At 65.4% G+C, this 22358-nt stretch carries 22 protein-coding genes, 1 tRNA gene, 1 pseudogene and 1 other annotated feature; of the genes and pseudogenes, 6 read left to right on the top strand and 18 right to left on the bottom strand.

The features are described from left to right. Positions 1-2: 2 nt before the first annotated feature. From DI624_RS00185 to DI624_RS00160, 6 genes are read right to left on the bottom strand one after another with little or no spacing between them, the layout of a single operon-like run. Entirely contained in the window at positions 3-443 is a 441-nt protein-coding gene (locus DI624_RS00185; RefSeq protein ID WP_291535280.1) for a Na+/H+ antiporter subunit G, read from the bottom strand. Continuing rightward, on the bottom strand, positions 440-721 hold the full coding sequence (locus DI624_RS00180) for a K+/H+ antiporter subunit F (RefSeq protein ID WP_291535279.1): 282 nt from the start codon (positions 719-721) through the stop codon (positions 440-442). The genes DI624_RS00185 and DI624_RS00180 overlap by 4 nt, the downstream gene beginning before the upstream one ends. Continuing rightward, positions 718-1209 (bottom strand): Na+/H+ antiporter subunit E, encoded by a 492-nt coding sequence (locus tag DI624_RS00175; RefSeq protein WP_291535277.1) that lies wholly within the window; start codon positions 1207-1209, stop codon positions 718-720. Before DI624_RS00175 ends, DI624_RS00180 begins: the two co-directional genes overlap by 4 nt. After that, on the bottom strand, positions 1206-2747 hold the full coding sequence (locus tag DI624_RS00170; RefSeq protein ID WP_291535276.1) for a monovalent cation/H+ antiporter subunit D: 1542 nt from the start codon (positions 2745-2747) through the stop codon (positions 1206-1208). The genes DI624_RS00175 and DI624_RS00170 overlap by 4 nt, the downstream gene beginning before the upstream one ends. After that, positions 2744-3094, bottom strand: coding sequence for a Na+/H+ antiporter subunit C (locus DI624_RS00165; protein ID WP_291535274.1), 351 nt, complete (start codon positions 3092-3094; stop codon positions 2744-2746). The genes DI624_RS00170 and DI624_RS00165 overlap by 4 nt, the downstream gene beginning before the upstream one ends. After that, entirely contained in the window at positions 3091-5949 is a 2859-nt protein-coding gene (locus tag DI624_RS00160) for a monovalent cation/H+ antiporter subunit A (RefSeq protein ID WP_291535401.1), read from the bottom strand. Before DI624_RS00160 ends, DI624_RS00165 begins: the two co-directional genes overlap by 4 nt. Before the next feature lie 561 nt (positions 5950-6510). Here DI624_RS00160 and DI624_RS00155 point away from each other — a divergent pair. Both DI624_RS00155 and DI624_RS00150 read left to right on the top strand, forming a co-directional pair. After that, entirely contained in the window at positions 6511-7512 is a 1002-nt protein-coding gene (locus DI624_RS00155) for a class 1 fructose-bisphosphatase (RefSeq protein ID WP_291535272.1), read from the top strand. Next, positions 7509-7838: a hypothetical protein gene (locus DI624_RS00150; protein WP_291535271.1), complete on the top strand. Its 330-nt coding sequence runs from the start codon at positions 7509-7511 to the stop codon at positions 7836-7838. Before DI624_RS00155 ends, DI624_RS00150 begins: the two co-directional genes overlap by 4 nt. A gap of 458 nt (positions 7839-8296) precedes the next feature. Here DI624_RS00150 and DI624_RS00145 read toward each other — a convergent pair whose 3' ends face one another. From DI624_RS00145 to DI624_RS00105, 10 genes and pseudogenes are all read right to left on the bottom strand, one after another. Next, positions 8297-8554 carry a hypothetical protein gene (locus tag DI624_RS00145; RefSeq protein ID WP_291535270.1) on the bottom strand — a complete coding sequence of 86 codons (258 nt, stop codon included), beginning with the start codon at positions 8552-8554 and terminating at the stop codon, positions 8297-8299. 250 nt (positions 8555-8804) lie between these two features. After that, a pseudogene (locus DI624_RS16050) lies at positions 8805-9101 on the bottom strand (FAD-dependent oxidoreductase); the annotation flags it as partial. 66 nt (positions 9102-9167) lie between these two features. After that, positions 9168-9926: an arsenical resistance protein ArsH gene (gene arsH / locus DI624_RS00140; protein ID WP_291535269.1), complete on the bottom strand. Its 759-nt coding sequence runs from the start codon at positions 9924-9926 to the stop codon at positions 9168-9170. Further along, positions 9926-11014, bottom strand: a complete 1089-nt coding sequence (gene arsB, locus DI624_RS00135) for an ACR3 family arsenite efflux transporter (protein ID WP_291535268.1) — start codon at positions 11012-11014, stop codon at positions 9926-9928. The genes arsH and arsB overlap by 1 nt, the downstream gene beginning before the upstream one ends. Beyond that, the gene (gene arsC / locus DI624_RS00130; protein WP_291535267.1) at positions 11014-11436 is read right to left on the bottom strand and encodes an arsenate reductase (glutaredoxin); all 423 of its coding nucleotides are present in this window, start codon (positions 11434-11436) and stop codon (positions 11014-11016) included. Before arsC ends, arsB begins: the two co-directional genes overlap by 1 nt. A 6-nt stretch (positions 11437-11442) precedes the next feature. Next, positions 11443-11778: a helix-turn-helix transcriptional regulator gene (locus tag DI624_RS00125; RefSeq protein WP_291535266.1), complete on the bottom strand. Its 336-nt coding sequence runs from the start codon at positions 11776-11778 to the stop codon at positions 11443-11445. A gap of 172 nt (positions 11779-11950) precedes the next feature. Beyond that, positions 11951-12529, bottom strand: coding sequence for a hypothetical protein (locus DI624_RS00120; protein ID WP_291535265.1), 579 nt, complete (start codon positions 12527-12529; stop codon positions 11951-11953). Beyond that, entirely contained in the window at positions 12529-14013 is a 1485-nt protein-coding gene (locus DI624_RS00115) for a SulP family inorganic anion transporter (RefSeq protein ID WP_291535263.1), read from the bottom strand. Before DI624_RS00115 ends, DI624_RS00120 begins: the two co-directional genes overlap by 1 nt. Before the next feature lie 48 nt (positions 14014-14061). After that, positions 14062-14112, bottom strand: a sequence feature (sul1 is cis-regulatory element that is thought to sense ions involved in sulfur or methionine metabolism; They are found in Alphaproteobacteria). Between the two features lie 510 nt (positions 14113-14622). Continuing rightward, positions 14623-14889: a DNA-binding protein gene (locus tag DI624_RS00110; protein WP_291535400.1), complete on the bottom strand. Its 267-nt coding sequence runs from the start codon at positions 14887-14889 to the stop codon at positions 14623-14625. Between the two features lie 242 nt (positions 14890-15131). After that, positions 15132-15207, bottom strand: a tRNA-Lys gene (locus DI624_RS00105). A gap of 160 nt (positions 15208-15367) precedes the next feature. On the opposite strand from DI624_RS00105, the gene DI624_RS00100 reads away from it, so the two are divergent. Both DI624_RS00100 and DI624_RS00095 read left to right on the top strand, forming a co-directional pair. Beyond that, the gene (locus DI624_RS00100; RefSeq protein WP_291535262.1) at positions 15368-16780 is read left to right on the top strand and encodes an amino acid permease; all 1413 of its coding nucleotides are present in this window, start codon (positions 15368-15370) and stop codon (positions 16778-16780) included. Further along, positions 16780-17133, top strand: a complete 354-nt coding sequence (locus DI624_RS00095) for an Hpt domain-containing protein (protein ID WP_291535260.1) — start codon at positions 16780-16782, stop codon at positions 17131-17133. The genes DI624_RS00100 and DI624_RS00095 overlap by 1 nt, the downstream gene beginning before the upstream one ends. A 213-nt stretch (positions 17134-17346) precedes the next feature. On the opposite strand, the gene DI624_RS00090 is transcribed toward DI624_RS00095, so the two are convergent. Beyond that, complete coding sequence (locus DI624_RS00090) at positions 17347-17679, bottom strand: chorismate mutase (RefSeq protein ID WP_291535258.1); 333 nt, start codon at positions 17677-17679, stop codon at positions 17347-17349. 39 nt (positions 17680-17718) lie between these two features. Continuing rightward, positions 17719-18561 (bottom strand): ferredoxin--NADP reductase, encoded by an 843-nt coding sequence (locus tag DI624_RS00085; protein WP_291535256.1) that lies wholly within the window; start codon positions 18559-18561, stop codon positions 17719-17721. Between the two features lie 107 nt (positions 18562-18668). Between DI624_RS00085 and DI624_RS00080 the strand changes: the two genes are divergently transcribed. Beyond that, positions 18669-20933: a S9 family peptidase gene (locus DI624_RS00080; protein WP_291535255.1), complete on the top strand. Its 2265-nt coding sequence runs from the start codon at positions 18669-18671 to the stop codon at positions 20931-20933. Beyond that, positions 20867-22354, top strand: a complete 1488-nt coding sequence (locus tag DI624_RS00075) for an amidase (RefSeq protein WP_291535254.1) — start codon at positions 20867-20869, stop codon at positions 22352-22354. The genes DI624_RS00080 and DI624_RS00075 overlap by 67 nt, the downstream gene beginning before the upstream one ends. Positions 22355-22358 lie beyond the last annotated feature (4 nt).

Genomic DNA, 22358 nt, shown 5'->3' with positions numbered 1-22358 from the left:
GCCTAGGGCCTGGGCGGCGGCGTCTCGATCGTCTCAGTCGCCGCCTTGTGGGCCGCCCTGTCCGCGCCGACGAAAGTGGCCCAGTCCGAATCCCCGGGAGGCGACGGAAGGCCGTTGATGATGTGATCGCTGGGATTGGGGTCGACGCCGCGGCCCTGGCGGTGGATGTGCGCCTTGGCGATCATATTGGCCGACACGGGGGCGGTCAGGAACAGGAAAAGGGCGATCAGCAGTTCGTGCGCCGAAAAGTCCCCGCCCCGGGCCGGGAAATAGATCATGGAGGCGATCAGGCACGCCCCGACGCCCAGGGTGGTGGCCTTGGTCGGTCCATGCAGCCGGGTCATGACCGAGGGCAGCTTGGCCAGGCCCCAGGACCCGACCAGGGTGAAGGCCCCGCCGACCACCAGCAGCAGCGAGATCGCGATTTCGGCGAACAGGTTCATTCGACGATGTCCCCGCGCAGCAGGAATTTGCAGTAGGCGACGGTGCCCACGAACCCGACCATGGCCAGCAGCAGCGCCGCCTCGAAATAAGCCGAGGTCGCATAGGCGATGCCGAACAACACGATCAGGGCGATGGCGTTGATCGTCAGGGTGTCGACCGCCAGGATCCGGTCCGCCGACAGCGGTCCTCGCCACAGCCGGAACAGGTTCAGCAGGATCGACAGGCTGACGCAGAAGAAGGCGAAGCCCAGCGCCATGGGCAGGAGGGTTCCGGTCATATGAACACCTTCAACAGACGATCCTCATAGCGGCGTTTCATGCGGGTGACCTCCGCCTCCGGATCGGACACGTCCAGGGCATGAACCAACAGAAAACGGCCGCAGCCGGAGATGTCGCTGGAGACCGTGCCGGGGGTCAGACTGATGGTGGCCGCCAGCGTCGTGATCGCCTCCGGCGAGCGCAGCTCAAGCGGGATCACCAGCCACTGGGCGCGCAGGTCGCGGTTGCGTCGCGTCAGGATGACCCAGGCGACGTGGAAATTGGCGATGACGATGTCGAACAGGACGATGCCGATGTAACCGATCAGGGCGCGGCCGAAACGCACCTTAGGCTGATCAGGCCAGAAACGGCTGATGGACAGCGGCACCAGCACCCCGAACACCAGGGCCAGGAACAGGGCCCCGAAGGTGAAGGCGTTGACCAGCAACATCCAGACCACGACGAGCATCGCGCTCAGGCCGGGATGAGGGAAGAGGCGGCGGATCATCGGCGACCTCCGGACTGGGGACCCAGGACGGCCTCGATATACTGCGCCGGCGCGAACAGCTGCGCCGCAGCGGCCGCAGTATAGCGGGTCACCGGCCCCGCCACCACCGTCAGACCGGCGAGCGTCAGCAACAGGGCGGCGGCCGCCCCTACGCCCCCGCGCGTGCCGCGCAGGGTCCGCAGCTCGATCTCGCCCTCGACCGCCGCGCTCTTCCAGAAGATCAGGCTGCCAGCCCGGGCGAAGGCCACCACGCCGAGAACGGTGGTGATCAGGATCACGCCCCAGATCCAGGCGGCCTGCGGCGCGGCCCGCACGCCGTCCAGCACCAGCAGCTTGCCCACGAAGCCCGACAGCGGCGGCAGGCCGACGGCGGCGATGGCGGCCAGGAAGAACAGGCCCGACAGGATCTCGATCTGGCGGAAGCGGGGGGCCAGGGTGAGGGAGTCGCCGTGCTGGGCGCGTCGCTGCGCGATCAGGTCGACGATCAGGAACAGCGCCGCCCCCGCCAGGGTTGAATGCAGGAGGTAGTAGAGCGCCGGCCCCATGGCCTGGACGGTGAAGACCGAGACGGCGCACAGCGCCGTTCCCATCGAGCCGACTACGGCCCAGGCGGCCAGATCGCGCAGGCCGCGCGCCGCGAACATCCCCAGGAACCCGATGACGATGGTCACGAGCGCGGCCGGCAGCAGCCAGGGGCCGACGAGGAACGCCAGTCCGCCCGCGTCCTCGCCGAAGATCAGCGTGCTGGTGCGGATGATGGAATAGGCCCCGACCTTGGTCATGATGGCGAACAGGGCCGCAACCGCCCCCGTCGTCGCCGCATAGGTGCCGGGCAGCCAGAAATGCAGCGGCACCAGCGCGGCCTTCAGCGCGAAAACCGTCGTCAGCAGCAGGCCGGCGGCGGCGATCAGTCCCTGATCCCCCGCCGGCGCCGCAGCCACCCGCACCGCCATATCGGCCATGTTGAGCGTGCCCGTGACCCCGTACAGCAGGCCGACGGCGACGAGGAACAGGGTGGATCCGACCAGGTTGATGATCACATAATGGACCCCCGCCTTCAGCCTCTGCCCGCCCTGGCCGTGCAGCATCAGGCCGTAGGAGGCGATCAGCAGGACCTCGAAGAAGACGAACAGGTTGAACAGGTCGCCCGTCAGGAAGGCCCCGTTCAGGCCAAGAAGCTGGAACTGGAACAGGGGGTGGAAATGCCACCCCTTGCGGTCCGTACCGGTGCTGATGGCATAGACCATGACAATCAGGGCCAGGACCGCGGTTAGCAGCAGCATCATCGCCGACAGGCGGTCGAGCACCAGGACGATGCCGAAGGGTGCGCGCCAGTTGCCCAGGGCATAGCTCTGGACCGTGCCGCCACTCGCCTGGTGCACCAGCACGGCGGCCACGACAATCAGGATCAGGCAGGATCCGATGGAGGCCAGTCGCGACAGGGTCAGGCGATGGCGCAGCAGCAGGACCATCGCGGCGCCCACGACGGCGGGCAGGAGGAGGCTGGCGACCACCCACCAGGAGACGATCAGGTTCATTGGTCGCCCTCCGCATCCGGGCGGCCATCGACGCGGTCGACGCCCGTCTCCAGGAAGCTACGCAGGGCCAGGACGACGACGAAGGCCGTCATGCCGAAGGCGATGACGATGGCGGTCAGGACGAGGGCCTGGGGCAGGGGATCGGTGTAGCTGTCCGCCGCCTTGTCGTAGAGCGGCGGCCGGTCGATCACCAGCCGCCCCATGGCGAACAGGAACACGTTGATCGCATAGGACAGGAAGGCCAGGCCGAGCACGACGGGGAAGGTCCGTCGCCGCAGGACCAGATAGACGCCCGCCGCCGTCAGGACGGCGATGGCCGAGGCGATCAGGAACTCCAGGCTGATCATTGGTCCGCCTCCGTCGAGGCAGGGTGCGGCGTCGCGCGGGACGGGTCGATGTCCATCGCCGCATCGGCGGGCAGGGGCCCCTGCTTCTCCGCGCTTTGGGCGACCTGCGACAGCTGGGCCAAGGCCAGGATCACCGCGCCGATGACCGTCAGCGCCACGCCGATGTCGAACAGCATGGCAGTGGCGAGCTCGAACGCGCCGATCACGGGCAGGCTGAAATAGTCGAAGGCGGTGGTCATGAAGGGGGCCCCGAACAGCAGCGAGCCCAGGCCGGTCGCGGCCGCGATCAGCACGCCCAGGCCGATCAGGGTGTGGTGGTCCGCGCGCAGCCGCTGGGCCGCGAACTGATAGCCGGAGGCCATGTACTGCATCAGGATGGCGATGGAGATGACCAGGCCCGCGATGAAGCCGCCGCCCGGCTGGTTGTGGCCGCGCAGGAAGATGTACAGGCCCACCATCACGGCCAGAGGCAGCAGCAGGCGAGTGGCGACCACCAGCATCATCGGGTGGTGCTCGGGCGAGCGCGGGGTGTCGGGCGCCCAGGCCAGGATCCGGCGTCCACTGGCCCCCGTCCCTACGGTTTCCAGCAGGGCGAAGATGGCCAGGGCGGCGATGCCCAGGACGATGATCTCGCCGAAGGTGTCGAAGCCCCGGAAATCGACCAGGATGACGTTGACGACATTGGTGCCGCCCCCGCCCGAATAGGCGTTCTCCCAGAAATAGGCGGAGATGCTGTCCAGGGGCCGGGTCATGACGGCCCAGGCCGCGCCGCCCACCCCCAGACCTGACAGCACGGCCAGTCCGCCGTCGCGCAGGCGACGCGGCAGGCCGCTCTCGCGCGGGCTGGTCTTGGGCAGCAGGTTCAGCGCCAGCAGCATGAGCAGGATGGTGACGACCTCGACCGAGATCTGCGTCAGGGCCAAGTCCGGCGCGGACAGGTGCACGAAGCCCAGCGAGATCACCAGCCCGACGATGCCGATATAGATCAGCGACAGGTAGCGCGCGCGGTGATGGAGCAGCACCAGAACCGTCGCCGTGATCAGGGCGCCCCAGGCGATGATCGCCATCGGCGAGGCCGGAGTCGTCGGCCGGTCGCCGGCGACGAACTCGAAACCGGAAAAGCTCGCGAACCCGACCACGAGGGCTGCGCCGATGAACATGGCGATGTAGCGTTCCAGCGACCCGTTCTGGGTGCGGTCGGTGAAGGCCGTCGCCGCCCGGCTTGCCGCACCGAGCCCCCGATCGAACAGGGCCTTGGCATCGGGCAGCACCAGACGATGCCAGACGGCGGCGATCGGTCGATGCGCGCTGAGGATCACCAGCCCCAGCCCGATGGCCGCGACGCTCATGAACAGGGCGGGGGTCACCCCATGCCAGAGCGACAGGGAGTAGTAGGGGGTGTCGCCCCCGATGACGGCCCGCGAAACCGCCTCGACCAGCGGCCCGGCGACGACGGCGGGGAAAAGGCCAATGGCGACGACCAGGCCGACCAGAACGGCGGGCGGGCCCCACAGGCCGATGCCCGGATCATGCGGCGTCTTCGGATAGTCGGTGCGTGTCTTCCCGAAATAGACATGGACGATATAGCGGAACGAATAGGCCACCGAGAAGGTCGCCCCAAGGGTCGCCAGGGCCGGCACCAACCAGGGCTGGCTCCACCAAACGGTATGGGAGGCCTCCTCCAGCATCATCTCCTTGGAGATGAAGCCGTTCAGCGGCGGGATGCCCGCCATTGACAGGGCGGCGACGACCGCCAGGGTGGCGGCGATCGGCATCAGGGTCGCCAGACCGCCCAGCCGCTTGATGTCGCGCGTGCCCGCCTCATGGTCAACGATGCCTGCGTTCATGAACAGGGCGGCCTTGAACGTGGCGTGGTTGAGGATGTGGAACACCCCCACCACCGCCGCCATCGGCGTGCCGAAGCCGAACAGCATGGTCAGGAAGCCCAGGTGGCTGATGGTCGAATAGGCCAGCAGTCCCTTCAGGTCGTCCTTGAACAGGGCCACGACGGCGGCGAACACCATGGTCACGAGACCCGTCGTCGCCACCAGGTAGAACCATTCATCCGTGCCCGACAGGACCGGCCACAGCCGCGCCAGCATGAAGATGCCGGCCTTCACCATGGTGGCGGAATGCAGATAGGCGCTGACCGGCGTCGGGGCGGCCATGGCGTGGGGCAGCCAGAAATGGAACGGGAACTGGGCCGATTTGGTGAAGCAGCCGCCGAGGATCAGCAGCAGAGCTGGGAGGTACAGGGGCGAGGCCTGGATCGCCTCGCGGTTCTGCAAGATGACGGTCAGATCGTAGGAGCCGGCGATGTTGCCCAGGATCAGCAGCCCGCCGATCAGCGACAGCCCGCCCGCGCCCGTGACCGCCAGCGCCATCCGCGCCCCTTGACGACCTTCGGGCAGATGCCGCCAGAAGCCGATCAGCAGGAAGGACGACAGACTGGTCAGCTCCCAGAAGATCAGCAGCAGCAGGACGTTGTCCGACAGGACGATGCCCATCATCGCCCCCTGGAACAGCAGCAGATAGACGAAGAACCGCCCCATCGGATCGGCCTTGGCCAGGTAGAACCGGGCGTAGACGATGACCAGCAGGCCGATACCCAGGATCATCCCCGCGAACATCAGGCCGAGCGCGTCGAGGAACAGGGTGAGGTTCAGCCCCAGCAGCGGAATCCAATCGATCCGGACCTGCACCACCTCGCCCGCCAGCACGGCCGGGGCGAGCGAGCCGAGGATCACCAGCGCCGCCAGCGTGACCGTCCCGGCCGCCACGGCGCTGGCATTGCGACCCGCGCGAATGGCCAGGGCCGGTGCGAGGGCGCCGATCAGAGGCAACAGGGCAAGCACAAACAGCAAGGATTGCCCTCTCGTGGCGGCTTAGATCGTGGTGGAAAGCAGGCGATGAATGGGCGTCGCAACGACCTTAGCCGATCCGTTGGAGGGCTGGCCACTCTGAGAACCTTATAAATGAACCGTTCTCGTGTCCGACAACACCTATGAGCAATGATCCGGCCTGACACCCAGATTGATGCAAAGACCCGCCGCCTGCTCGATGAGTTTGGGCGCGGTACGCGATACGGTGACGGATTTCATCCCGATGCGAAGCTGGGTTCGACGCCTATCCGGCGCCGCTGCCCACGATCGAGAGATCCAGTTTGCCATCCGCGCGGGTTCAGTTCGGCGCGGGTTTCTGAAGGGGCTTTGGCTGGAGCGAGGCTGCGTGTTAGGCAGGTCGTCGGTCCGAGGACTATTGGCGGAGAAGCAATTTCCCCGATGTCTCGTTGGGGCGGGTAGCCGACATCGTCCAGACCTGAACGAAACAGGTTTGATGAGGTTATGTCGGGAAGCTGATGAGGAGAGCATCTAACTCGGCTTGCAAACCCAGCCGTTCTCCATGCAGGATTCCACTTGTCTGACACTGCAACCCTCAAAACTTATCTCGACAAGCTCGACGGCCTGCCCACACGGCTTCGCGAAGGTTTGTTGAGCGTGGCCGCAGCCTGTCGCGAAATTGACCGGCGGATTGAGATGGCATCGTTCACGGGACACATGGGTGCCCTCGACCAATCAAATATCCAAGGCGAAACCCAGAAGGCGTTGGACGTCATTGCGAACGACCTCTTCCTGCTTGGCTGCGGAGAATCCACCGCATTCGCGGGCCTCGCGTCCGAGGAAATGGATGTCCACTGGGCACGAAAAGACCGCACGGACTCTCCTTATCTGCTGGTGTTCGACCCCCTGGATGGCTCAAGCAACATCGAAATTTCCGCACCAGTCGGATCAATCTTTTCCATCCTGCCACGATCCAAGGAACACGTTGGCGGACCCGTGCAGGAGCAGGAGTTTCTGCAACCCGGTATCCGGCAGGTGGCCGCCGGTTACGCGCTGTATGGGGCTCAGACGCTACTGGTTTTTAGTCGGGGCTCGGGCGTGGTGGGATTCACCCTGGACCGCCTAGAAGGTGTGTGGCGACGCTCCCATGCAGAGATGAGGGTTCCGCAACGAAGCAATGAATACGCTATCAACGCAGCAAATCGCAGGCACTGGGAGCCTGGTGTCCGCTCCTATGTCGATGCCTGCGAAGCTGGTGCGTCAGGACCGTTGGGAGCAGATCGGAACATGCGCTGGAGCGGCGCGATGGTGGCAGATGTTCACCGCATCCTTATTCGAGGAGGCATCTTTATCTATCCCGCAGACCGCAGGCCGGGACACGCTAATGGCAAGCTACGGCTCTTGTATGAGTGCTCGCCTGCTGGTTGGCTGATTGAACAAGCGGGAGGGCGATCAACGGATGGTCGGACGGCGATCACCGCGATTGAACCCTCGACGCTCCATCAGCGGGTCTCGGTCGCCTTGGGTTCGACGGAGGACGTCACAGCCTTCGAGGCTTTCTTCGGAGCCCAGCAATGACCGCGCTGCCGCGAACTTTCGCCGAGGGACGCGCGCGCTATGAAGAGTGGCTGTTGAAATGCCTGAGAACCGGTGTCTGCCTATATTGCGGCGATCCCGCTTCGGCGCACGATGTGGAACCCACACAAGCACTGTTTCCCGTTATTTATCGCGTCGCGCAGCAGCACGCGGTGACGCCAGATGTTCCGATCTGCGCGGAATGCCACCGGGCTACAAGCGGCACAGTCATGACTACAGCTGGCCAGAAGCGCGGCGTCGCTATGCATCGGAACTTTGGACGGCATCGTGTCAGCCCCACAAGTTGGAGCATTTGGGCTATGGACTGAGGACAGTGGTCAGCAGCGGGACGCACCAGAAGACCCCACAGTTGAAACGCCTACGCTGGCCTCGATAGATGGGGCCCGACATTGCGGCCTCGGCTCAAGAACGGACAGGGCGAGGGTCTGCTAGGGGTGGAAAAGCAGACGTTTGCGCACAGTAGCTTTAGACGCCCCAAGCTCAGCATCGCCAATGTAAGACCCACCTACAGCGCTCGAATATCCTGCTGGATACGCATCTCTCTGGCGGTGCGGGTAACTCCCACGATGGTCGCCGACGCCGCACCCCTCCAGTCGCCGTAGCCGATGAGCCAGAGACGTAGGTTGCTGGATCGATCGTTTGCCTTCCGCCGCAACCCGTCCATCCGCTTCTACGACGCTGAGGACGGCGAGATGGTCCAGGGCGGGGCGAAAGTCGGTGCACCAGATGATCGCGTCTATGGTTTCTGTCGCCCCGTCGAACCACGTCACTCCGAGCGCATGCATGGCCGTAAACGGGCGTCTGCTCTGAGGACGCCTCGTGCCCGCGCGGCCCGCACGCCGGGAATGGCGACGATGTCGCCAAGACCGCCAATCGGAGCTTCGACGGCGCGACCCTCCAGTTGCGCTTTCCAGCGGTCGGTGGCGCGTTGGAACAGGACGCGACCGTCCGCATCGGCGGGCAGGAACAGCGGCTCGGTGGTCGTCACCCAGGTCGCATCGGCCACCAGAGAAACGTAAGCCATGATCTGGGCGCCGGAGTTTCCACCCCCGACGACTAGGACCCGTTAGCCGGTGGACACTTCTGGCGAACGATACTGCGCCGAGTGGGTCTGCAGGCCCGCGAACTGCGTCCGCCCGGGATACTCGGGGATGAGGGGATGGCTCCACGTCCCGGTGGCGCTGACGACCATTTTCGACCTGCGCGGCCCACGGTCTGTGACGACCTCCAGGCCCCCATCTATCGCATTGACGGCAAGCCTTGACGGGGCGTTCGACCGCAACTGATACCGTGGCTCGTAGGCGCTCAGATATTCGATGACGTCGTCGCGCGTGGGAAAGTCGACGCCAGGCTTGGGAGGCATCGGCCAGCATGGAAGCAAACTCCAGCCACTGGGCGAAAAGAGCTGGAGCGAATCCCATCCGTGGTTTCAAGGCTCCCCCAGGCTTCTCGCCAGCGTCCAGCACTTCATACCGAAGGCCCGCGCGGCGCAGATAGTAGGCGGTCGCCGGACCGGCCTGTCCGCCTCCGATGACGATGACATCCAGGTCGGCGTTCGGATCGTTCGTCATTTGATGTGTCCGTCCCGTGAGGCCTCAGTGACGACCACACCTGAATGTGCGACCGCATCATGTTGGCTACGGCGACGGCGCCGTTGGCCGTATCGCAATCGCCGAAAGGTCGGTGCGCAGATCGATTGTGGCTGCCGCAGATTTCCGCTCGGAATACCTGTCGACTAGTTCAGCGGCGTAGGGCCGCGTCAGCACGGTGAACCGGACAAGCTCCTCCATCACGTCGACGATCCGGTCATAGTAGCTGGACGGCCTCATACGCCCGCTATCGTCAAACTCCTGATACGCCTTTGCGACGCTGGACTGGTTCGGGATTGTAATCATCCGCATCCACCGGCCTAGCAGACGCAGGGTATTCACCGCGTTGAAGCTCTGCGAGCCACCAGACACCTGCATGACCGCCAATGTCCGACCTTGCGTGGGTCGCACGCCGCCGATGCTCAGCGGCAGGTGATCGATCTGCAGCTTCATTAGGCCTGAGACCTGCCCGTGCCGTTCCGGGCTGCACCAGACCATGCCCTCCGACCAGAAGGCATGTTCTCGTAGCTCCTTGACCGCCGGATGATCTTCGTCACCGGGGGAGCCGGGCAGGGGCAGGTCCGAGGGGTCGAAGATGCGGATGTCGCAGCCCATGAACTTGAGCAAGCGCGCTGCTTCCTCGACGCAAAGCCGGGAGTAGGAACGCTGACGCAGCGATCCGTAGAGGAGCAGGATGCGGGGCGGACGATGGCTCAGACCAAGGGCGGACGCCGGTGTCCTTGAGAGATGGTCGGGGTCTAGGGCGGGCAGATCGTCCGGGTCAGTTAACACGCGCAAGCGATCCATCAGCACACATCCTTCGTCGGAGCCGTCGCAGGGAAGAACCGGCGACCCAGCCACAGGGCGACAGACACCAGCAGGATCAGCACCGGCACCTCGACAAGCGGTCCGATGACAGCTGCAAACGCGACCGGCGAGGCCAGTCCGAAAGCTGCAATCGCCACGGCTATGGCGAGTTCAAAGTTGTTCGAGGCGGCAGTGAACGCCAGCGCGGTGGTGCGCGGGTAGTCGGCGTCGATCAGCCTACCCATCAGGAAGCTGACCACGAACATGACGAGGAAGTAGATGGTCAGAGGGATCGCGATGCGCAGCGCGTCGAGCGGCAGGTCCACCACGTCCCCGCCCTTCAGGCTGAACATGGCGACGATGGTGAACAGCAGGGCGATTAGGGTGATTGCGCCGATGCGCGGCAGGAAGCGGCGCTCATACCAGTCGGCCCCCTTGCGCGCGATCAGCACGCGGCGCGTGAGGAACCCGCCGAGGAAGGGCAAGCCGAGATAAACCAGGACGGCCCCCGCGATGGTCCAAAAACTGACGTCGACGACGCTGCCTTGCAGCCTCAGCACCGGCGGCAGGAAGGACAGAAAAAACCACGCGTAAGCGCTGAAGAAGACGATCTGGAAGATGGAGTTGAAGGCCACCAGCCCCGCGACATACTGGTTGTCACCTCTCGCAAGCTGGTTCCAGACCAGCACCATGGCGATGCACCGGGCCAGCCCGATCAGGATCACGCCGGTCATGTATTCCGGTTGGTCGCGGAGGAAAATCACGGCCAGCGCGAACATCAGCACCGGGCCGAGGACCCAGTTCTGGAACAGCGACAGCGCCAGCACCCGCTTGTCGGCGAAAACGCGCGGCAGTTCCTCGTATTTCACCTTCGCCAGCGGCGGATACATCATCAGGATCAGCCCGATGGCGATGGGGATGTTTGACGATCCCACCGACAGACTGTCCAGCCACCCGGGCAGGCCGGGAACCACGGTGCCCAGCAGCACCCCCAGCCCCATGGCCACGAAGATCCAGAGCGTCAGCCAACGGTCCAGGAAGGACAGCCGACGCGGCTCGTTGTCATAGGCGACGGGGGTATCAACCATCAGCGGACCCTTCGCCCTGTCTGGTCGATGACGACCTCTCCGTCTTCCTTGATGGAGGGCTTGAGCCCCTCAGCAGGGAGAAGGTCCAGCACTGCCTCTGACGGACGACACAGACGGACGCCGAGCGGTGAGACCACGAGGGGCCGGTTCAGCAGGATCGGGTGCGCTTCTATGGCGTCAAGGAGTTGTTCGTCGGTGATCGCGTCGTTGCCGAGGCCGAGGTCCGCATATGGGGTTCCCTTCTCGCGTAGCAGCGTCCGAAGCGATTGACCCGTCCGCGCCGCCAACTCAGCGACCATCGCCCGCGATGGCGCAGTCTTCAGATATTCGATGACGTGCGGCTCGATCCCGGCGTGACGGATCAGGGCCAGGGTGTTGCGCGAGGTCCCGCAAGCGGGGTTGTGATAGATGACGATGTCCATGGGGGCTCAGGGGCAGCAGGGCAGGAGTTCGGCCAGCAAGGGCCCGCACTTGACCGCCTCGCCGCCGCAGCAATCGGCTACGAGGAACAAGACCAGATCTCTGAGACGATCAATGTCTGGGGCGAAGTAGATTTCTCGGCCTTTGCGCTGGGACGACACCAGACCCGCATCCGACAATATGCGAAGATGGGACGACATGGTGCTGGCGGGCTGTCCGAACTCCTGCGCGATGCTCCCGGCTCTAAGGCCGTCGGGAGCGTGTCTGATCAGCAACCGGAGAACCTCCAACCGCCGGGGATGACCCAGAGCTGAGAAGCATCTGACAGCGAGCTCGTTGTCCATCTTTCGTTATTACGGGAATAATCGAAGCGTGACAATCTGCGTCTTCGAAAAGTCTCCTTTGGGTCGATTTTGCGATAAAGGCATCGCGCCTGAAAGCGGACTTCAGCACACGGAATGTCGTGTTCTGGGCGGAGTCTCCGTGACCGCTCAGGGTGGTATGTGGACCTCGGTATCAAATGCTCGGAATGTGCCCCCCGCCGATGATGGGGCCGACGGCTCTCAGATAATCCGTAGCAACCCTGCCAATCTGATCTCGATAACGAGTGTCAACGAGCGGCGCGGCGCTCCCGATCACCCAGCGCTCGACGTGCCTGGGGCGGGCATGGACCTTCAGTTGCCGCACACACAGTCGAGACGCGAGGAGGGCCGCTTCAGATCGAGGCAGACCGCGAAGAAAGGGGTCTTGACCGACATCGTCGCTGCGTCGCCGAAAGAGCTTCCGCAGCACCGGCATGAGCGAAGGTCGGAGGTGTATGGCGATCACCCCCTCTGCGCTGAGGCGCTGAAACAGATCGGCGACGTCAGCGGTCGACAGGCGTCGTGACGCTTCGCTGTCCAGAATGACCACGTCGTAAGTCGCTTCTCCCCCGCTCAAGGTTCCCGTGTCGAGGTCCAGCCGTTGAACGACGGTGGGACTACTGCGATCGGCCAGCGCAACGTGGCTGTCAGGTCGAACGGTCTTCGCGAGCTCAGAAATCGTTGCGATCAGAGCCTGAAAGCGCCTTGTGGAGGTCTCGCTGATCGCGGTCATCAGTGGGCTGCCGAACCGGAGGGAAGATGGTCCTTGTCGTGTTTGCCGACGCGGTCGATCAACGTCCGCCCTGCTTCGTTCATCCCGATGAGATCGACCTGCGCCCCTTGGCGGCGGTAGCGGAAGACCACCTTGTCGACCGCAGCGACACCCGTGAGGTCCCAAAGGTGCGCGTCGGTCATATCGATCTCAACCCGGGTCGGATGGCCGTGGTGTTCGAAGGCTGCTGCGAAAAAGTCAGCCGAGGCGAAGAAGAGCTGACCGGTCACCCGGTAGCGCAGCACACCGTCCTGTTCGGTCTCGATCTCTTGGACGACGACGGTCTTGCCGACCTTCCGCATGAAGAAGACGGCGGAGAGGATGACGCCCAGAACGACGCCCTTGGACAGGTCGTGGGTGACCACCACCGTTGCCGTCGTAGCGATCATAACGATCGACGACTGGATCGGAGTCGATCTCAGCTTCAGCACCGAACCCCAGTCGAAGGTCCCGACCGAAACCATGATCATCACCGCCACCAGCGCCGCCATGGGAATCCGGGCGACCCAGTCCTGAAGCACAAGGATCAGGAACAGCAGGAATAGGCCGGCCCACAGGGTCGAAAGCCGCCCCCGCGCGCCCGAGGTCACGTTGATGATCGACTGGCCGATCATGGCGCAGCCGGCCATGCCGCCGAACAGGGATGAGGCGATGTTGGCGATGCCCTGACCGCGCGTCTCCCGGTCCTTGTCGGACGGAGTGTCAGTGATGTCGTCGATCAGGTTGGCCGTCAGCAGGCTTTCCAGCAGCCCGACGAAGGCTAGAGTGGCTGAGATCGGGGCGATGATCATCAGCGTCTCCCAGGTCAGGGGCACGGAGGGGATATGGAATATCGGTAGCGTCGATGGCATCTGGCCCATGTCGCCCACGGTGCGGACGTCGAGCCCGGTCCAGATGACGAACCCGCTCAGCAGCACGATGGCGACAATAGGCGAGGGCACGACATTGGTCAGGCGCGGCAGTCCGTAAATGATCACCAGGGCCGCGCCGACAAGGGCGAAGGTCTGCCAGTTGGACCCTATCAGTTCGGGCATCTGGGCCAGGAAGATCAGGATGGCCAGCGAGTTGACGAAGCCGGTCATGACGCTGCGCGATACGAACTTTATGTAGCGGCCCAGCTTGAACAGGCCGACGATGATCTGGAACAAGCCGCAAAGCAGCGAGGCGGCGAACAAATATTCCAGTCCGTGGTCCCGGACGAGGGTGACCATCAGGAGCGCCATGGCACCCGTGGCGGCCGAGATCATCGCCGGACGTCCGCCCACGAAGGCGATGGTCACGGCGATCACAAAGCTGGCGTAGAGGCCAACGGCGGGATCCACGCCGGCGATGATGGAGAAGGCGATGGCTTCCGGAATCAGCGCCAAAGCCACGACGGTGCCTGCGAGTAGATCGCGACGTGGGTTGGCGAGCCACTGCTGGCGCGCCGAAGATATGAGGGTCATTTATCAGTCTGTCGGTTGAACGGCTCGCGCGCGGCGATGCTTCGTTCTCGTTTCCCGAGGGATCGGCGCCCGGGGTAGCCACCCGTCTCCGGGTCCTGATGACGACTGCGCAGATGCAGCAAATCGTTGTGGAAGGCAACCGGCTCTGCGCTTCGGTTGCGCCAGCATACAACCTGATGATCTTCGCGAAGAGTGGAGCTAGCCCTAGATTAAACGCCGAAAAACAGCCCTTGGCTCCTTCTCTGAAGGTCGTGTTTCGGGTCGTCAGTGAATGACAGGTTCTGGTGCATTGATGATATTGGCCGAGCGTTGAGATGACGGTATCGTCTCGTAAGGATTGGCTAGGAGTCGGTATTCATCTTAGTGATTTGAGGCGGTGCTGGATCACGAGGGCTGCGCCTAAAAGAACCGGTATTGTCATGCGTCTATCGATAGACAGCGACATCACTCGAATTTTATCTCGGGCAAATTCCTCTTTGTTTTCATAAGTCGCCCTTCGACGACGGTAATGCTGACGGCATGAGCGTGAGCACGCTAAAAAGGCGCTGATAAATCAGCGCCTTCTGAGCAATCGAACCATCGAGTGGGGATGGTTCAGACGCCCGCGCCTCAAATCGCGGCACGTCCTCCATCCTGTGGCTTAGCCGCTCGGATCTGACTCTTGGGCTCCCCAGTCGAGTTCTGTAGACCGAGATCGGCCCAAGCTTCCAAGTCGTGCACTGCATAGATCACTCGACCTCCGATCTTTCGGTAGGTCGGTCCAGTTCCGTACGTGCGGTGTTTCTCTAGGGTTCGCCCTGAAAGGCCCAGAAAGTGGCCTGCTTCGGGCGTCCTCAGATAGCGAGAGCGTGCGGGTGAGTCAGTTGATTTTGCCATGTGCGCAGCCACCAGAGGTCTCCGATTCGGAAGCGAGGGGCGTAAGTTTGAGCGGCTGTGTCATCTCCGACCATCCGCGAGTTTACGGTCGGAACCGTGCCGGGGTCGCGACGGCTAGATTATCGGGCAACACCAACCGCAATCCACCGTCCTAACTACCGTCCTAATCGCCGTCCTAAAGGATGGCCCGACGATAGAGCTCGGTCGAGATGGCTAAATATTCAATGAAATCAAGGGGACGATGGTGGGTGATGTAGGGTTCGAACCTACGACCCGCTGATTAAGAGTCAGCTGCTCTACCGACTGAGCTAATCACCCACACCGATCGTCATGTCCTCGGCGGGGCGGACGCCCTTGCCGAAGGGCGCTCCTACTACCCAGCGGTTCGGGGGTTGGCAAGCGGTTTCGAAAACTTTCTTTCGCGGGCTATGGTCCCGGCGGAATCAGCCGCCGGGCGGCGGCGAGGGGAGTTCGCATCATGGCCTTCTGGAACCGGCGTCGATCCATCGACGCCATGCTGGCGCCGCACGACGGGCCGCGGTTGAAGCCGACGCTGAGCTGGCCGCACCTCCTGGCCCTGGGCGTCGGGGCCATCGTCGGCACCGGCATCCTGACCCTGATCGGGGTCGGGGCGGGGCTGGCGGGGCCGGCCGTTCTGATCAGCTTTGGCCTGGCGGGCCTGGTCTGCGCCTGCGCGGCCCTGGCCTATGCCGAGCTGTCGACCATGATGCCGGCGGCGGGCAGCGCCTACACCTATTCCTATGCGGTGCTGGGCGAGATGATCGCCTGGATCGTGGGGTGGAGCCTGATCCTGGAATATTCGCTGGTCGTTTCGGCCGTGGCGGTGGGCTGGTCCGGCTATGCGGTCGGCTTCCTGAGCGGGCTGGGGATCGACCTGCCGGCCGCCCTGACGGCCGGGCCGCATGCGGGCGGGATCGTCAATCTGCCGGCGGTGGCCATCATCGGGGTGGTGACGGGCCTGCTGCTGCTGGGGACCCGGGAAAGCGCGACGCTGAACGCGGTGCTGGTGCTGATCAAGATCGCGGCCCTGGTGGTGTTCGTCGCCATCGCCCTGCCGGCGTTCAAGCCCGAGCATTTCACGCCCTTCATGCCCAACGGCTTCGGCGCGCCCTTCGTCCAGACGGGGGTGATGGCGGCGGCGGCGATCATCTTCTTCGCCTTCTACGGCTTCGACGCCATCTCGACGGCGGCGGAAGAGACCAAGCGGCCCGAGCGCGACCTGGCCATCGGCATCGTCGGCTCCATGCTGGTGTGCACGGCGCTGTATCTGGTGGTGGCCGCCGCCGCGATCGGCGCCCGGCCGGTGGCCGAGTTCGCCGACAGCCCCGAGCCCCTGGCCCTGATCCTGCGCCAGATGGGGCAGGGGACGGCGGCCCAGTGGATCGCGGCGGCGGCGGTCGTGGCCCTGCCGACCGTGCTGCTGGCCTTTTTGTTCGGCCAGAGCCGCATCTTCCTGGGCATGGCCCGCGACGGCCTGCTGCCGCGCCGCCTGGCCAAGGTGTCGAGCCGAGGCGTGCCGGCGGTGGTGACGGTGTTCACCGCCGTCGTGGTGGCGATCCTGGCGGGCCTGCTGCCGCTGGACGAACTGGCGTCTTTGGCCAATGCGGGGACGCTCGCGGCCTTCTGTTCCGTCGGCGTGTGCCTGATCGTGCTGCGCATCCGCGAGCCGAACCGCAAACGGGTGTTCAAGGCGCCGCTGTGGCCGCTGGTCGGCGCCATCAGCGTGATCGGCTGCATCGTCTTCTTCCTGAGCCTGAAGTCGGTGACGCAGATCGGCTTCGTGGTCTGGAACGCCCTGGGCGTGGCGATCTATCTGCTGTGGTCGTCCAGGCATTCGCGCCTGGCCAAGGGCGAGGAGACGGCCGCCTGATGGCGCGTCGCGATCTGACCGGGGCGGTCGACTTCGCCGTGCTGAACGGCATGACGGGCGGCGACGAGGCGATCGACGAGGAGGTGCTGGGCCTGTTCGTCGACCAGGCCGCCCTGTGGTCGGCCCTGCTGGACCCCAGGGCGGAAGGCTGGCGCGACGCGGTGCATACGATCCGGGGTGCGGCGGCGGGGATCGGCGCGCGCGATCTGGCGGCCGTCTGCGCCGAGGCGGAAGGGGCGGACCAGACGCTGGCCGCGCCGGCGTTGGAGCGGGTGCGCGACGCGATGCAGGCGGCGCTGGCGGACGTGGCGGCCTATCGCCACGAACTGATGCTGCGCGGCCTGAAGGGCTGAGGCTGTCCGGCGAACGTTGGACTCGGAAAAAAACAGTCCAAGTGTCCAAGTCCGTCCAACTTCGGCAGGCCAGGCGCGGCAGCGATGTCAAAGACCGGACGGCCACTATACGACGCCCGGGCGGAGCGGCAGGTCGATTGACGCTGCTGCGGCTCAAAGTCTTGAAATCAAGCCGAATTTCTTGCCCGACTAGGAAGGCTGGTGTTCGCCCGCCTAACGGCGGGTCCGGTCGTAGGTCGCGAACTCGTGGGCGATGCAGCGGTCGATGAGCAGGCGCCAGACGGGTTCGGCGATGTCGGGCGACAGGCGATGAACTTCGGCGGCGGCCAGAACCTTGGCCACGACGTCGTCGATGCGGGCCTGATCGAAGACGGCGTCGCGGTCGGGCTTGATGCGGGCGGCGGCGTCCATGTAGCGCTGGCGCTCGGCCATCAGGGCCACCAGGGCGCGGTCCAGGGCGTCGACGCCCTGGCGGACCTCGGCCATCGACTGGCATTCGGCGGGATCGACGCGGGCGTCGACGGCGACAAGAGCGGGGTGATGCATGGGCCCGGCTTTCGCCGGGATAGGCGGACTTTTCAACCCTCAACCGACGAAGGCGCGTTCCAGGACGTAGTCGGCGGGTTCGGCGTTGGAGCCTTCCTTCAGACCATAGGTCTCCAGCAGTTCGCCGGCTTCCTTGATCATGGCCATGGAGCCGCACAGCATGGCGCGGTCGCGGGCGGGGTCGAAGCCGTCGGGCAAGCCCAGGTCGCGGAAGAAGTCGCCGGACCTGATGCGGTCGGTGATTCTGCCCTTTTTCAACAGACTGGGGGTTTCGAAGTCCTCGCGAGTCACGGTCGGATAATAGGTCAGCTGGGCCCGGGCCTCTTCGCCGATCAGCGGATCGTCGTGGATTTCGCGGGTGAAGAAGTCGCGGTAGGCCAGGTCGGCGACATTGCGCACGGTGTGGATCACATAGACGTGGCCGAAACGGGAATAGGTTTCGGGGTCGCGCGCGACGCTGAGCCACGGCGCCAGGCCCGTGCCGGTGCCGATCAGGAACAGGCGCTCGCCGCCGGTCAGGGCGTCCAGGACCAGGGTGCCGGTCGGCTTCTTGCCCATCAGGACGACATCGCCGGGCTGGATCTTCTGCAGGCGCGAGGTCAGGGGGCCGTCGGCGACCTTGATGGAGAAGAACTCCAGCTCCTCGGCCCAGCAGGGGCTGGCGATGGAATAGGCGCGCAGGATCGGCTTTCCCGGTACTCCGTCTTTGGCTTCGCCCGGCAGGCCGATCATCACGAACTCGCCCGAGCGGAAACGGAAGTCCTCGGGCCGCTTCACGCCGAAGCTGAACAGGCTGTCGGTCCAGTGGCGGACCCACAGAACCTCCAGTTCGTTGAACGGGCTGGCCTTGACGGGAGAGGGGGAGAGGGCGGCGTCTGTCATGGTTGGGCCTCTCTAATGTGAGAACCCCTCGCAGGGAAGGAAAGCCTTTCGCGCGGCGACCACATTTCCTCGTGACGGCTTGCAGAAGCGCCGCTAGCGTCCCGGCCATGCGCACCGTCCTTCTCGCCTCGACCATCCTCCTGTCCGCCACCTCGGCCCAAATAGGCCAGGCATGGGCGCAGGAGACGCCCTCCGACATCCTGACGCCCGAACGGGTGTTCTCCAGCCCCAGTCTGAACGGGCCGGTGGCCAAGGGGGTCAGCCTGTCGCCCGACGGCCAGCTGGTCGCCTTCCTGCGCTCGCGCGAGGACAATGTGGACGTCCAGGATCTGTGGGCCGCCCCGACGGGGCCGGGCGAACCCTACAAGTTGATCGACGCGCGGGCGCTGGTTCCCGACGCCGGCGAACTGTCGGAGGCCGAGAAGGCGCGGCGCGAGCGGATGCGGATCAGCGCGCGCGGCGTGGTGGAATATTCGTGGGACCAGCAGGGGCGCTACATCCTGGCGCCGCTGGAAGGCGACATCTTCCTGGCCAGTCGGGCCGACGGCAAGGTGCGCCGCCTGACCGAGACGCCCGCCGACGAGATCGACGCCAAGGTCTCGCCCAAGGGCGGCTATGTCTCCTATGTCCGGGATCAGAACCTGGTCGTCTACGACCTGGCCAGCGGCCAGGAAACGCCGATCACCGACGACGGCGCCGGCCTGATCAGCTGGGCCACGGCCGAGTTCATCGCCCAGGAGGAGATGGACCGCGACACCGGATACTGGTGGAGCCCCGACGAACGCTACATCGCCCTGACGCGCGTGGACGAAAGCCCGGTCGATATCGTGCCGCGCTTCGAGATCACCGGCGGCGGCGCCACCATGGTCGAGCAACGCTATCCCCGCGCAGGCCGGCCCAATGCGGTGGTCGAGCTCTATGTGCGCGATCTGCACAGCGGGGCGCGGGTCAAGGTGGACCTGGGGGTCAATACCGACATCTATCTGGCGCGGGTCAACTGGTCCGGCGACGGCAAGACCCTGTATGTCCAGCGCCAGTCGCGCGACCAGAAGACGCTGGACCTGCTGAGCGTCGATCCGGCGACCGGCGCCTCGCGCGTGATCCTGAGCCAGAAGGCGTCCGCCTGGGTCGATCTGAACGACGACTTCCGCGTCCTGTCGGACGGCAGGTTCATCTGGTCCAACGAAGACAGCGGCTGGCGGCACCTGTATCTGTACGACCGCAACGGGCGGCGGTTGCGGGCGATCACGCGCGGCGACTATCCCGTCAAGCATCTGGACGGGGTCAACGAACAGACGGGCGACGTCTATTTCACAGCCTCGATGCGCGACGGCGAGGAACTGCCGATCGAACAGCAGATGTTCCGCGCCAATCTGAACCGCACGGTCAATCCGGTGGCGGTGACGCCGGGCGGCGGCTGGTGGACGGTGTCGGTCAACGGGCCGGCGACGGCCTATGTCGGCAACTATTCCGATCCGCAGACGCCGCCGCAGTCGGCGCTGTACCGGATCGACGGGACGCGGGTGCGCTGGATCGAGGAGAACCGGCTGGACGCGGGCCATCCGTTCGCGCCCTACGCCTCGCGGCTGCGCGCGCCCGAGTTCGGCACGATGCAGAGCCACGGCCAGACCCTGGTCTGGCGCATGACCACGCCGCCCGACTTCGATCCCTCCAAGAAATATCCGGTGGTGATGCAGGTCTATGGCGGACCGGGCACAGGCGCGGGCGTGCAGAAAAGCTGGCAGCCGCTGACCAACCAGTTGCTGACCGAGGCGGGCTATATCGTCTTCCGCGTGGACAATCGCGGCGAGGGGGATCGCTCGCAGGCGTTCGAGACCAGCATCTATCGCCGCCTGGGCATCCCCGCCGTCGAGGACCAGGCCCAGGCCGCGCAATGGCTGAAGACCCTGCCCTACGTCGATGCGGACCATATCGCGGTGATGGGCTGGAGCTTCGGCGGCTTCCTGAGCCTGCTGACCCTGACGAACAAGGACGCCGGTCTGGCGGCGGCCCTGGCGGGCGCGGCGCCGACGGAATGGAGCCTGTACGACACCCACTACACCGAACGCTATATGTCGACGCCCCAGGCCAACCCGGAGGGTTACGCCGCGACCGACATCCTGCCGCGTCTGGACGACCTGACGGGGCGGCTTTTGATCCTGCACGGCATGGCCGACGACAACGTCATCTTCGGCAATGCGACGCGCGTGATCGACGCCCTGCAGGCCAAGAGCGCGCCGTTCGAGATGATGCTCTATCCCGGCCAGCGGCACGGCGTCCGCGGCGATCCGAGGCAATTGCAGCAATGGCGCACCTATCTGGACTTCCTGGACCGCACCATCGGCAAGCGGGCCGAACCCCAGGCGGACTGATCTCGGTCGTCGCCGCCGCGCTGGTCCTGTCGGGCTGCGCGGCGGGGCAGGGGGCCTATCCGTCTCCCGCAGCGGTGGTCCAGGCCGGGCGCGCCGCGGACGCCGCCCATGCGGTGATACGCTGGACCGCGACTTCGCCCCATGGCGTCGGCGCCCTGTCGAGCATGCCGATCCTGCTGAAGGACAATATCGAGACGGCGGACATGCCCACGACCGCCGGATCGCTGGCGCTGGCGGCGAACGCGCCGGGGCGGGACGCGCCGCTGGCGGCGCGGTTGCGCGCCGGGGGCGCGGCCATCGTCGGCAAGACCAATCTGTCGGAATGGGCCAATATCCGCGCATCGGATTCGATCAGCGGCTGGAGCGCGGTCGGGGGGCAGACGCTGAACCCCTACGACCCGGCGCGGACGCCCTGCGGCTCGTCCTCGGGCAGCGGGGCGGCGGTGGCCCTGGGGCTGGTTCCGGTCGCCATCGGCACGGAGACGGACGGCTCGATCACCTGCCCGGCCTCGGTCAACGGCGTGGTCGGATTCAAGCCCACGGTCGGCCTGGTGTCGCGCACCCATATCGTCCCGATCAGCCATTCCCAGGACACCGCCGGGCCGATGGCGGCGACGGTGCGCGACGCCGCGCGCGTCCTGACCGTGATCGCCGGGTCCGACCCCGCCGACGCCGCCACGGCCGAAGCCGATGCGCGCAGGGTCGATTACGCCGCCGCACTGGACGCCGGTTCGCTGAGCGGCGCGCGGATCGGGGTGATGCGGTTCCTGAACGGCTATTCGCCCGAAACGCAGGCGGTGTTCGAACAGAATCTGAAGGCCCTGCGCGACGCCGGGGCGGTGCTGATCGATCTGCCGGACGGGCCGGACGACCAGGCCATAGGGGCGGCGGAGTTCAAGGTCCTGTTGCATGAGTTGAAGCACGACCTGAACGCTTATCTCGCGTCCACCGATCCCGCTCAGGTCAGGACGCGCACCCTGGCCGACGTCATCGCCTTCAACGCCGCCGAACCGCGCGAGACGGCGCTGTTCGGCCAGGACATCTTCGAACAGGCCCAGGCGACCGCGGGTCTGGACGATCCCGACTACATCCAGGCGCGGGCGACGTCGCTTCGGCTGGCGGGACCCGAAGGGATCGACCGGCTGATGCGCCAGCATCGGCTGGCCGCCCTGATCGCGCCCACGACCTCGCGCGCCTGGACCAACGATCCCAGGGACGAGGACGACATGCTGGGGTCCGCCGGCCAGTTGGCGGCGGTCGCGGGCTATCCGCACCTGACCGTGCCGATGGGGTTCGACCGGGGGATGCCGGTGGGGCTCAGCTTCATCGGCGGCAAATGGGACGACGCGCGCATCCTTTCACTCGGCTACGCTTTCGAACAGGCGACGCAGGCGCGACGGCCGCCCACGCCGCGTCCCTGACCAG

Origin of the sequence: Brevundimonas sp. (assembly GCF_003248455.1) — a bacterium.
In the GTDB taxonomy this organism is placed as follows: domain Bacteria; phylum Pseudomonadota; class Alphaproteobacteria; order Caulobacterales; family Caulobacteraceae; genus Brevundimonas.
The sequence above is the reverse complement of the archived record's forward strand: the minus strand, read 5'-3'. Positions and strand labels throughout refer to the sequence as shown.